The organism is Paenibacillus sp. NPDC058898, from assembly GCF_049316025.1.
Lineage (GTDB): Bacteria > Bacillota > Bacilli > Paenibacillales > Paenibacillaceae > Paenibacillus_AQ.
The window spans coordinates 108,247-120,382 of record NZ_JBMOSM010000005.1 but is presented as its reverse complement, the minus strand read 5'-3'; the positions used below and the strand labels follow the sequence as shown (position 1 = coordinate 120,382).

The 12,136-nt window shown below is 47.4% G+C and carries 13 protein-coding genes and 1 pseudogene; all 14 read left to right on the top strand.

Annotated features, from left to right (window positions below; genetic code table 11):
* Positions 1 to 2 precede the first annotated feature (2 nt).
* The 14 genes and pseudogenes from ACOZB4_RS15445 (at position 3) to ACOZB4_RS15380 (ending at position 12,100) form a co-directional block, all read left to right on the top strand.
* Complete coding sequence (locus ACOZB4_RS15445; RefSeq protein ID WP_076324005.1) at positions 3 to 1,157, top strand: sensor histidine kinase; 1,155 nt, start codon at positions 3 to 5, stop codon at positions 1,155 to 1,157.
* A gap of 4 nt (positions 1,158 to 1,161) precedes the next feature.
* Positions 1,162 to 1,884 (top strand): response regulator, encoded by a 723-nt coding sequence (locus tag ACOZB4_RS15440; RefSeq protein ID WP_076324006.1) that lies wholly within the window; start codon positions 1,162 to 1,164, stop codon positions 1,882 to 1,884.
* Between the two features lie 290 nt (positions 1,885 to 2,174).
* Positions 2,175 to 2,597 (top strand): hypothetical protein, encoded by a 423-nt coding sequence (locus ACOZB4_RS15435; RefSeq protein ID WP_339268481.1) that lies wholly within the window; start codon positions 2,175 to 2,177, stop codon positions 2,595 to 2,597.
* Between the two features lie 431 nt (positions 2,598 to 3,028).
* Positions 3,029 to 4,909: pseudogene (locus tag ACOZB4_RS15430) on the top strand (helicase-related protein).
* A 234-nt stretch (positions 4,910 to 5,143) separates the two neighbouring features.
* Positions 5,144 to 5,851: a ComF family protein gene (locus ACOZB4_RS15425; RefSeq protein WP_379414398.1), complete on the top strand. Its 708-nt coding sequence runs from the start codon at positions 5,144 to 5,146 to the stop codon at positions 5,849 to 5,851.
* Between the two features lie 114 nt (positions 5,852 to 5,965).
* Positions 5,966 to 6,376 (top strand): TIGR03826 family flagellar region protein, encoded by a 411-nt coding sequence (locus tag ACOZB4_RS15420; RefSeq protein ID WP_379414397.1) that lies wholly within the window; start codon positions 5,966 to 5,968, stop codon positions 6,374 to 6,376.
* An 87-nt stretch (positions 6,377 to 6,463) separates the two neighbouring features.
* Positions 6,464 to 6,760 (top strand): flagellar biosynthesis anti-sigma factor FlgM, encoded by a 297-nt coding sequence (flgM, locus tag ACOZB4_RS15415; protein ID WP_379414396.1) that lies wholly within the window; start codon positions 6,464 to 6,466, stop codon positions 6,758 to 6,760.
* Complete coding sequence (locus tag ACOZB4_RS15410) at positions 6,757 to 7,257, top strand: flagellar protein FlgN (RefSeq protein WP_260069447.1); 501 nt, start codon at positions 6,757 to 6,759, stop codon at positions 7,255 to 7,257. The genes flgM and ACOZB4_RS15410 overlap by 4 nt, the downstream gene beginning before the upstream one ends.
* Positions 7,258 to 7,275: 18 nt before the next feature.
* Complete coding sequence (gene flgK, locus ACOZB4_RS15405; RefSeq protein ID WP_379414395.1) at positions 7,276 to 8,850, top strand: flagellar hook-associated protein FlgK; 1,575 nt, start codon at positions 7,276 to 7,278, stop codon at positions 8,848 to 8,850.
* Between the two features lie 12 nt (positions 8,851 to 8,862).
* Entirely contained in the window at positions 8,863 to 9,756 is an 894-nt protein-coding gene (gene flgL, locus ACOZB4_RS15400) for a flagellar hook-associated protein FlgL (RefSeq protein ID WP_213647016.1), read from the top strand.
* Between the two features lie 12 nt (positions 9,757 to 9,768).
* A complete protein-coding gene (locus ACOZB4_RS15395; protein WP_379414394.1) occupies positions 9,769 to 10,344 on the top strand; it encodes a DUF6470 family protein in 576 nt (191 codons plus the stop codon).
* A 71-nt stretch (positions 10,345 to 10,415) separates the two neighbouring features.
* Positions 10,416 to 10,874 carry a flagellar assembly protein FliW gene (gene fliW, locus ACOZB4_RS15390; RefSeq protein ID WP_379414393.1) on the top strand — a complete coding sequence of 153 codons (459 nt, stop codon included), beginning with the start codon at positions 10,416 to 10,418 and terminating at the stop codon, positions 10,872 to 10,874.
* A 13-nt stretch (positions 10,875 to 10,887) separates the two neighbouring features.
* The gene (locus ACOZB4_RS15385; RefSeq protein WP_379414392.1) at positions 10,888 to 11,088 is read left to right on the top strand and encodes a carbon storage regulator; all 201 of its coding nucleotides are present in this window, start codon (positions 10,888 to 10,890) and stop codon (positions 11,086 to 11,088) included.
* 169 nt (positions 11,089 to 11,257) lie between these two features.
* A complete protein-coding gene (locus ACOZB4_RS15380) occupies positions 11,258 to 12,100 on the top strand; it encodes a flagellin (protein ID WP_213647012.1) in 843 nt (280 codons plus the stop codon).
* Positions 12,101 to 12,136 lie beyond the last annotated feature (36 nt).

The window sequence follows — 12,136 nt, the reverse complement described above, 5'->3', positions numbered from 1 at the left end:
GCGTGGATTATCAAGCCGATGCCATCGACCGTGTCATAAAAAATGCCATCAAAGTGATGGAGGACAGCAAATACCAAATGTTCGAAATATTGGAGGCGTCGCGGCAAGAGCTCACGTCTCTCAATCATGAACTGCAGCGGACATTAAAAGAAACGACGGAAACCTTAGAGAAGGTAGATCAGTTGGAGCTGAACTACCGCCGTTCCCGGATCCGGCTGACCGAGGTCAGCCGGGATTTTGTCCGGTACAAGGAAGAGGACATCAAGCAGGCATATGAGAAAGCAACCCAGCTACAGCTTGACCTCATGATCTACCGGGAGAAGGAAATGTATCTGAAGGCAAGACGAGATGAGCTGCAGAAGCGGGTTCGTAATGTCGAGAACTCCGTGGAGCGTGCAGAATCGATCGGATCTCAGATGGGCGTGGTATTGGAATACTTGTCCGGAGAGCTGGGTCAGGTATCCCGAATCATCGAATCTGCCAAAAACAGACAGGTCATTGGGCTCAAAATTATTTTGGCGCAGGAAGAAGAACGGAAGCGCATATCCAGGGAGATTCATGATGGACCTGCACAATTGCTGGCGAATCTGGTTCTTAGGACGGAAATTGTAGAAAGAATGCTCGCAAAGCAGGAATTTAAGATGGTGCAGGACGAAATAGTAGATTTGAAGGGCCAGGTTCGATCGAGCTTGGAGGAAATGCGAAAAGTCATTTTCAATCTGCGTCCAATGGCACTCGATGATCTAGGATTAATCCCCACATTGCGTAAATACGTGCATGATTATGAAGAGAAATCGAAAATCCGCACGATCTTCGAGACACGGGGAAAAGAGCATCGTCTCTCTTCTGCGATGGAGGCGGCCATCTACCGGTTGGTGCAGGAAGCACTTTCGAATGCTGCAAAACATGCTTACCCGACTTATGTGCTTGTTGAAATCACGTACCAGGCGCAATTGGTCAAAATCGTTGTACAGGACAATGGCCTGGGATTCAATGTCGATTTGCTGGAGCAGAAAAGCAAGGACCACTTTGGGTTAATTGGCATGCGGGAGAGGGTTGAGCTGCTCGAAGGGAGAATGGAGATCGATTCAGCTGAGAATCAAGGAACGAAGATCGTGATTCATATCCCGACGAACGTAGAAAAGAGAAAGGAGTAATCGGATGGAACATTTGGAGAAAGAGAACGCGATTATTAAAGTATTATTAGCGGATGACCACCAGCTGTTTAGGGAGGGTCTGAAGCGTATACTGAATATGGAGGACGACATTGACGTTATCGGAGAATGCGGCGATGGAATTCAAGTGCTTGAGTTCTGTAACGAAGTGAAGCCGGATATCGTGCTGATGGATATCAACATGCCCACCGAAAATGGCGTTCAAGCAACTGAGAAACTGCGTGAAATGTTTCCTGAGATCAAAGTTATCATTCTGTCGATTCATGACGATGAAAGTTATGTTTTTGAAACGCTCCGTAAGGGAGCAAACGGTTACCTCCTGAAGGATATGGAAGCCGAGTCACTGATTAATGCAATTCGTTCGGTACATGAGGGATATGCATTTATCCATCCGAAAGTTACGGGTAAGCTCATTCAACAGCTCCGCCGAATGACTTATGTAAACGAAGCAGGTGCTATGGCTGAGGGCGGTTCGCGTGAGGCTGGAGTCAAGTTTGTGGCAGGCGAGAATAACCCATTGACAAGGCGCGAAGCGGAAGTGCTTAGACTAATGGCCGAAGGCAAGAGCAACAAGATGATAGGGGAATACCTGTTCATTAGTGAAAAAACTGTAAAAAACCACGTCAGCAGCATTTTGCAGAAGATGGAAGTGGACGACCGTACACAAGCGGTTATCAACTCGATCAAATATGGCTGGGTGACGTTGTAATCGCCGATCCGAATGCACGGACGCGTCTTACATAGGGAGGGAACTGCCAAGGGCGGTTCCTTTTTGTTATGATGATTTATAGGTTTTCAGCGAAGCTGAACAAATTCGATAATCACAAGAAGACATCCTTCAAAAGGCGGTCTGTCTTCCGTGAAGGTTCGCACCAAAAGATGTTGTTCTTATGGTGTTTGAGCCGTTCCCATTAAGTTCTGTGTGGGCTCTGATTACATAGCTGTCACCGTACCCTCCTGACCAGCATATATTGTTGATAAGAGAAGGAGGTGAGTCTCATGGTTGCCCAATTGCTGTGGATACTCGCGGTGTACGGGATTGCTGTTGCTCTGATTCATATCGTGCATGCCCGTCATCTTAGAAGAGCCGGTGAAGGCACGGGGCGGCGCAGGCATTATGTGCTGATCACGTCCAACCATGAGCGGCAGGTGGAATGGTATTTGAGAGCCCTTTCATGGTATGCCCTGCTGAGCGGGACGCGCGTGCGTGTCACCGTCCTTGATGATCAGTCGTACGATGATACGCTGAAGATTGTCCAGAGATTGACTCATTTGTCCGGAATTGAACTGGTATATGGGACTTGGAAGTCCGATGACTCGGCATCACGGGAAATGGGTGCCGGTCCGAATGAAGAAGAAGTGATACGGATCGATCTAAGAAACCCGATGGAGGCTGTTCGGATTCCATATGTACAGGGTTAAACATCAGCAAGTTGTTTTGGTTACCAGGTTGGTATTCATATTGTTAAAGGCGTGAAGCACACTCCTAGCGTAAGCGAAGGGTGTGTTTTTTGCGTTTCTGGGGAGAAGAGCCTATCCAATATCAAAACGTGTTTGTTCTTGCTTCGTCTATAGCTGAATCTCCTGCATTCAACTCGATTTTGTTTCCATGTGATTCTCTGTCCCTCGTAGCGATACTTGTACCCGACTAGGAGAAGTAGGAATAAGGGGCAGCTAAGGGGGGGACAGATTTCGACATAGGGCATCGTGAGTAGGATCTATTTCATAATGTAATGGTCTCAGCATGGAACTGGTAAGCCGTAGATATGAAATCTTGAAACATGTGCTTCTTAATAACGTACCAGCACTTGGCCTTTTACCAGCTTATATGTCTCGATATTGGAGTTGATGTGATGAAGATTGTCGTATATGCCATTCGAACATCAGATAAATGGGAGTGTTGTCTCTCGCTGGATATGCGGGTGGATTTTCAATGGTGGTATGGAGTGAAACGATGGACGGATGAGAAAGCCAGCGTACGCTCATTGGTGCTGTTATCAACACAAGTTCCATTAGGGTGGGCCGTTGTCATTCAAGAGAGATTTCGATCCAACCAAGACATGGATCAATGGGGGAAGTCGGAATGGAAGAAATATTTGTACCAGAGCTTAAGTTCGTTCTTACTACAGGAGCCTGAAGGAAACAGATCGCAATGGAGTGTTTTGTTTACGGAGATTCAGCAGTTGGACGGATCGTATGTAAATTCCTTTATCGAAATGAGGAACGTGGCTGAGGATTGGGTTTTGTTGATGCAGCATGCGGAGCTGTTGATTCAGTGCATGGCAGGACGAGCCTTGCTTGCCGGCGAGGTCGAGGCTTTGTTGGCGGAGGTCGCCGGGGACACCAGCGACTGGCGCTCCGCGGCCCAACTCGGCGTCCTGCTGGGCCGCCTGCGTTTGGAAGCGGGGCTGGCACAGCCCGCCCCGCTGGGTGCGCCCGGCTGACTGCGCCGCCGGGTCGTGGCCCTCCGCTGCCGGCGATGCGGCAGCGAGGCCCGAAGCCGCACGGCATGCGCCGCGTGCGGCTCGGCGGCTTGCGCCTATTGCGAGGCCTGCCTCGCGATGGGGCGCAGCCGCGCCTGTGCCCTGCTGCTGCATGGCGCAGCAGGGTCGGCCGTGCGGGGCACGGCCGGGGGTTCCCCCACCGCGGCCTTGGGCCGGTGGGGGCTTAGCGCAGCGCAAAGCGCCGCCGCTGGCGCTGCGCTGCGGTTTTTGGCGGAGCCGCCCGCAGGGGGCTCCGCGGGGCCCGCCCGGTTTCTCATTTGGGCGGTGACCGGCGCCGGAAAGACTGAAATGATCTTTCCGCTGCTGCAGTCTATTCTGGAAGCGGGTGGGCACGTGCTGGTTGCTGCGCCAAGACGGGACGTGGTGCTGGAGCTGGCGCCACGTTTATCCAAGGCTTTTCCGGAACAGACGGTGGTCACGTTATACGGGGGAAGTCCGGACAGATGGAAGCAAGGGAGTATCACTCTGGCAACGACGCATCAACTGCTGCGCTTCAGGGGAGCTTTTGACCTGGTCGTGATCGATGAGATTGATGCGTTCCCTTATCATAATGATCCGATGCTGGATCACGCGGCCAAAGGAGCTTGCAAATCAGGGGGGAAGTATATTTATCTGTCAGCCACTCCACCAACGCCTTTACAGCGTGAGGCAGCTGCAGGACGATTGCCGCATGCCAAAGTCCCCGCACGCTTCCACGGTCATCCGTTACCCGTGCCACAAAAGCTGAAAATCATGACGGTGAACCGCTGTCTACAGGAAAAAAAGCTTCCCCCACCCTTGGTTCGTAGTCTGAGTACATCTCTTTCCCGTGGTGCTCAAGTGTTCCTGTTCGTTTCCCGCATTAAGCATATTGATCCGATGCTGGAGCTGCTTCGCAAGGCTATTGCCAATATGCCGATTGAAGGAACTTCATCCATCGATCCGGAACGGGCAAGCAAAGTGATGTCCTTTCGTAACCGTGAGATTCGCTTACTTGTGACAACGACCATTCTTGAACGCGGGGTAACGGTTCCGAAGAGTGACGTGTTTATTTTAGATGCGGACAGTGAGCTTTTTGACGAAGCTGCATTGGTTCAAATGGCCGGCCGCGCGGGCCGATCCAAGGATGATCCGGCAGGACGGGTGGTATTTGCTGCGTCCCAATGGACTCGGAGCCAAAGCTCGGCAGTCCGGCAAATCAAGGCGATGAACCGAATCGCACGTAAAGGCGGGTATTTACGGTCAGTTTAGGAATTATCGAATGACTAGGGGATTCCCAGTGATGTTCATCATTCTTTTTATTTTACCTCTCTTAGAAAGGAAGGATCGTATTTGATATCAAACGTCTTTAGTCATCTGCTCGGGCATATGCATCGTTTGCTCAAACCGATTGACGAAACCTGCCTCACTTGTGGAAAAATAGGTTCATTCGCCCGGGAACTTCCGGGAATATGCCGTACCTGTTATCGGAATATCCCCTGGATCATGAAACCCAAATGTTGGCGATGCGGGCGGGGAATCGGCTGTCCCGATTGTATTCGATCAGGCATGAACGAGCGGAGCTTTATTTTGAATCGGAGTGCGGTAACCTATGATACGCAGATGAGAGAGTGGTTGGCCCAGTATAAATATAGGGGGAATGAGCGTTACGCTCCTCTTTTGATAGAAATGATGTTACGGGTATACACGCTGCTCCATAGGGAAGCGAACATCCATTTGGGCAATAAGGGGTCACGGAATTCTGGCAACATACCATGGAGTATACATGCCGTCACTTCGGTTCCGGTCAGTGAGGAAAGGCTTCAGGAAAGGGGGTTCAATCAAGCGGAGGTGCTCGCACAGGGGCTTGCGCTTAGAATAAAGGCGCCTTGTGTTCGGCTGCTGGAACGTAGACGTCACACGGATAAACAAAGTTTCAAGAGCCGGATGGATCGGCTAAAGGATATGGAGGGTGTTTTTGGTGCGTTGCAGGATGCACCCGATGTACTGTGGTCCATAAGCAGGCAGGCCGTAGAGCATACTCGATCTCAAGTGGGGACATCACGGATCAAAGGACCTTTCCGTATATTATTGGTAGATGATATCTACACAACCGGGAGTTCGATTACCGCTTGTGCTCAGGTTTTGCGGAGATATGAATCCACTGTAGAAATGCCCATCGAGATCTATAGTTTAACCTGGGCTCGTTCGTAAATGATTAAATATAGGAAAAATGTGTGGATTCTGTTACCGAATGATAGACGTAAGGCCTAAGATAATGTAATCTAGGGGTATTAAAGGTTCTATGTGGCATGGAGGTTGTTGAACATGAATCTGGGGAATTGCCCTCGGTGCGGCAAGTTATATACGGTTAATATTCGGGAATTATGTCCTGATTGCATGAAGGTTATTGAGAAGGAATATGAGAAATGCGCAACCTTCCTTCGTGAGCAAAAAGGTGCAACGATTCATGAGGTATCTGAGGCTACGGAAGTATCTGTGCGGCAAATTACGAAGTTTATCAAGGAAGGCCGGATCTCGATTGCGAACGCGCCAAACCTGGCGTATCCTTGCGAAGTATGCGGAACGTTGATTCGTGAGAGCAATATGTGCGAGTCCTGCCGGACGAGATTAACGAGGGAGCTGAGGCAGGCTGCTGCTGGCGAACAGGAAAATCAGCCTGGGTCCAGAAAAGACAGAGAGACTTACAGTGCAGTCGATAAACTGCGCAAATACTAACTTTTGAACTATTAACAATGTTTCATATCCGACCGATAAACTTAGTAAAGCTTATCGGTCTTTTATTTTAAGTGAGGTGAATAGGGCGTGAAGATTAACGAATCGGGACGTGTGAGCGGCATCAATTCGTATCAACGGAATATTGAATCTCGGGAGATGCAGCATATCGATAAGAAGAAGCGCCGCAAGGATGAAGTATCAATCTCCTCGGAGGCGATGGAACTGAGTGCACAGAGTAAAGTACAGGATCCGGAACGCGCGGAGAAAATTCAGCGTTTGAAGGAATCTGTATCTAATGGTACCTATGAAGTGCCAGTCGACCGTTTGGCAGACAAATTGCTCCCGTATTTTCAATCCTACAATAAATCAGGTGAGTCCAAGTGAGTGCTAGGTCCATAATCGAATATATGAAGCGTCAGGATGAGCTGCATCAGCAGCTCATAGAGGCAGGGAAAGATAAAAGGCAAGCCATTCTGGATAATGATGTGGAACGTCTTACAGCGGTCATGACCAAGGAGAACCGCCTGCTGAAGCAGGTGGCGGAAACGGAAGCGCTGCGTCAAGGTGCCGCAGATGATTTTTTACGTGAGAAGGGCATCCGCTCCCAGCTTCAGCTGACGGTTACTGAAATGACTCGTCTCGTATTTAACCCGGAGGAAAAAACAGAGCTGCAGGATGTGCAGCAGCAATTAATGGACAGGCTTATGGAACTCAAAGAGCTGAATGCGATTAACCGAGAGCTAATTGAGCAATCGTTAGCGTTCATTGATTACAGTTTGAATTTGTTAGTCAGTCGTCCGGAGGATGATTTGCTTTATCAACATCCGAAGCATCAGAATCCTGCCGGCAAGGGCCGAAGCATGTTTGATACCAGGGCATAAGCAGAAAGGATAATGTAGATGAGATCCACATTTCATTTGCTCGAAATCGGAAAGAGGGGCTTGATTGCCCAGCAAGCTGCAATTAACACAGCTGGTCATAACGTTACGAACGCCAATACACCGGGATACTCCCGTCAGACTACTCGCTTGGTTGCAGCTAACCCGATTGCATTCCCGGGTATGCAGCGATCCCAAGCCGCAGGTCAGCTCGGGATGGGCGTAGAAGCGGAAAGTATTCAGCGGGTGCGGGATTTTTTATTGGATATCGAATACCGCAATCAGAATACGAATTTGTCGACATGGAGCGTTCAGCAAGAGACGCTTTCGAATATTGAGGGGATTTTTAACGAGCCTTCGGACAGCAGCTTGAGCGCAAGCATTGCGGAGTTCTGGACGGCTTGGCAAACGCTGAGCAAGAATCCGAGCGACACCGACTTGTCCGCCCGTATGGCGGTTCAGCAGAAAGCGATCGCTTTGACGGAGACGTTTAACCATATTTACTCCCAATTGGATACCCTCAGCAATAACTTGACTTCTCGTATTGACACTAAGGTTGCTGAAGCTAACAACTATATCGACCAAGTTGCAGAGTTAACCCAGAGTATTAAACGGATTGAGGGGCTTGGTGACAACGCGAATGATCTGCGTGATAAGCGAGATTTGCTAGTTGATCAGTTATCATTGCTAGGGAACGTAAATGTAACGGAGACCGGTGACACTTATCAAGTGACGTTTGGCAACCAGGTCGTGGTTGACGATATGACGTCCACACCGATTACGAACGCGATTGCTGGCGCATTGTCCGGCGGGGAGATCGCTGGTTATGTGACCTCCCGTGATGTGCATGTTCAAGGATATATCACCCAGTTAAACATTATGGCGAACACACTGGCTACAGGCAAAGTGGAAGTGACCCTGCCGGCTGGAACGATCTTACCTCCTGGCGTGAACATTCCGAATGCTGTTATGGATGCGAATAATCCTCGCAAGCTTGCTGAGGATGTGAAGCATACGGTTGATGGCCTAAACGGACTACATAAGCTGGGTTATACTCTTAATGAACCGGCCACAACCGGTGGAGACTTCTTTGTATCTGCTAACGGTGGGCCAATTACCGCTGGAAATATGAGATTAAGCCAGACGATCCAATCCGATCTGAAGAACATCGGGGCTTCCCTGCGGACAGAAATGAAGACTGATCCGGTGAATGGTACGACCTCCGAGGTGGTTCTGAAAGGGAATGGCGGCATGGCACTTCTGATCGCACAACTGTCAGAACGTACGTTTAGTTTCAATCCGAATAACAACAATGGTTCAGTAACGGATATCACGAATTTTGAAGGATATCTGCAGTCCGTTATTTCCAAATTAGGTACGGACAGCAGCAATGCCAAAAAGATGGTGGAGAACGGCACGTTGTTGGTGGAGCATGCAGATACACTTCGTCTGTCGATTAGCAGTGTATCCCTTGATGAAGAGATGTCGGATCTGATCCGCTTCCAGCATGCTTACAGCGCCTCATCACGTGTTGTCACTACGATTGACGAAATGTTGGATAAATTAATTAACGGTACCGGCGTCGTCGGCAGATAGGAGGAGTAGTTTATGCGCATAACCCAATCCATGATGACTAGCTCCATGATGAGTGGTTTGCAAGGCAACTATCGCAGACTGGACAAATACCAGGAGCAGATGATGACCCAGCGCCGGATTAACCGTCCTTCCGACGATCCGGTGGGTGTAGCTAGCGCTCTCCAGTATCGAGGACAGATTACTGCAACAACGCAGTTTGAGCAAAATGCGGATGATGCGGATGCATGGCTAAAGTATGGAGATACAGTAATGACCGAAGTTACACAGATTATCCAAAAGCTTTCGGAGCTGGCGGTGCAGGGTGGAACGGATACTGTGCCGAAGGATGCCAGGGAAAACATTGCCGCTGAGGTGGATCAGTTATTCCAGCAGCTGGTTTCCCTGGGGAATTCGCAATTTAAAGGGAAATATATCTTTAATGGCGAAAGAACGGACGAGAGACCATTTCCTGAAGACCCAACTCAAACTTCATATTCATTAGATAACGGGGAAGTGAGATATCAAGTTGGTGCTGGAATTACAGTGTCCGTGAACACCTTGGGAGAGCAAGTGTTTGGGACATTTGGAGACACTTCGGGCATATTTGCTGTGGTAGACAATCTTAAGAAGGCACTGCTTGCTGACGATACAGCAGGTATTCAAAGTGCCATACCTTCACTGCAGAAGAATCTCGAGACAACAATTACTGCCCAAGCGGAGATGGGCGGTAAACAAAATCGTCTGGAATTTACTCTTAGCAGACTTGGCGATCTTAATTTAAACTACATGGATTTACAATCAAAAGTGGAAGACGCAGATATTTCAAAAGTTATCATTGATCTCAAAACATCAGAGAGTGTGTATCAAGCTTCCTTAGATACCATGGCTAGGATTATTCGCCCAAGTCTGTTGGACTTTTTAAGATAAAGGAGGATATGTATGAATATCCCCCAAATACAAATTCAGCAAGGATACTCACAGATTGGCCTTCAAACGACGAAGGGTCAACAGAGTATAGAGCAGCCTAGACCCTCCATAAATATGACCCAGAAGCAGGCCTTCATAGAGGTGGAGCAAGCTAAGGGAGCATTGGAGATTGATTCACGCAAGGCGTGGTCAGCATTAGGAAAGGCACGCTTTGAAGAAGTCACAGATCGAATATCACAATCTTCTCTACAAATTTCCATGATGAATATTGCAGAGAAAGCCCAAAATGGGGACCGGATGATGGCCACCCATGAAGGTGGCAATGTATTCGCAGAAATTGCTAGGAATAACGTGTTCAAGGAACGTCCAAAGGTCGAGATAGCTGGTGATCCTGGATATGATAATGTGGACATTACTTATACTCCTGGTCAAGTGCAAACTAATTATATTCCAGGTGGAGTTAGCTTTAATCCTGAGATCCACAAACCAGTCATTGATTATTATCCAGGGAAGGTTAACCCATATTTAATAAATCAAAATTTTATATTTATGTCGGTGACGGGTAAACAGCTTGATGCAGTTGTCTAGTTGCAGCGATACAATAGCTATAATGAAATTATCATTATAGCTATTGTTGTTAGAGGAGGGAGAAGTGAGAAATGATCATTAATACGAAAAGATTTGGGAAGCTTCAAGTGGAGGATAATGAGATTCTTACTTTTGTTAGTCCTATATTGGGGTTTCCAGACTTAAAAAGATATGTATTAATCAAACAGGATGATAATCCTTTTGAGTTTCTACAATCGTCTGAAGATGAGGATTTAACATTTATTGTAATTGAACCTTTTGAATTTTCTGGTGATTATGAATTTAACTTGGAGTCTCATTGGGTAGAGTCTCTAGCTATCAACTGTGAGAATGATATTGATGTAAAGGTATTAGTAACCGTTAGGTCTAGCGAGGATATTACCTATAATTTAAGAGCTCCTATATTAATAAATCATCAGAATAATAGAGCTGCACAAATTATTCTTGAACATGGAGATTACTCTACACGGCATCCATTTCTTGTTGAACCGAAAGGAGAGAATGGGCGTGTTGATATTATCGAGAAATAAGGGGCAAAAAATTATGATCGGGGATAATGTAGTTCTTTCAGTTCTTGAAATTAATGGCGATCAGGTCAGAATTGGCGTAGAGGCTCCCTCAAATATAACCATATATCGTGAAGAAATCTTTGAGGCGATTCAGCAACAAAACAAAGAGGCTATGGAATTTGATGAAGACATACAAACAATATTGAGACAGGCTGCCTCTGGTAAAAATAAATAATATATTATATAGAAAAATTAACGATTAGCTATAAACAATCAGAAAGAGACACCGATATATATATTATGGGTCGAAAGGCATAGCAGTGGCGGCCGAATGCTATGTCCCGATCTTAGATGGGTGAAGCAAGGATGCTAATCACCAACACATTCCAAGGAGGAATTTTATCATGCGTATTAACCACAATATCAGTTCTTACAACACACAGCGTCAGTTGAGTTTCAACAACAACTCTTCTTCCAAATCTTTGGAAAAATTGTCTTCTGGCTACCGTATCAATCGTGCAGCTGATGATGCTGCAGGTTTGGCTATTTCCGAGAAAATGCGCAACCAAGTTCGCGGCTTAGAGCAAGCATCTAAGAACTCCTTAGACGGTATTTCCTTGATCCAAACTGCTGAGGGAGCACTTAACGAAACACATGCAATGTTACAACGTATGGCTGAACTGTATGTACAAGGTGCGAACGAAGTGTTGACTACTACCGATGCTGCTAAAATTGATGCTGAAGTAAGTCAATTGTCTGCACAAATTAATGATATCGCAACCCAAACTCAATTTAATACTAAGAAGCTTCTTGACGGCTCTGTATCCTCCATTGTTTTCCAAGTTGGAGCGAACGCTGGCGAGACAATTACATTGGATCTGAGCGTTGCGTTGGCAACTTCGTTGAGCGTTGATTTCGGTGGAGCAACAGGATTGCCTTCGTTGGCTTCTGCGGCGTCCATGAACGTTACTGCATCTTCTAACTTGTCCATCGTACAGAATGCTATTAACTTGGTATCTGATGTACGCTCTAATCTCGGTGCTGTACAAAATCGTTTGGAGCATACAATCAATAACTTGGGAACAACATCTGAGAACCTACAAGCAGCTGAATCCCGTATTCGTGATACAGACATGGCGAAAGAAATGTCTGAATTCACTAAAAACAATATTCTTCAACAAGCTGCTACGGCAATGTTGGCTCAAGCAAACCAACAGCCGCAAGGCATTCTGCAATTGCTTCGTTAATAAGCTGAGTAGCCGGCCGGGAAACCGGCCGGCTTT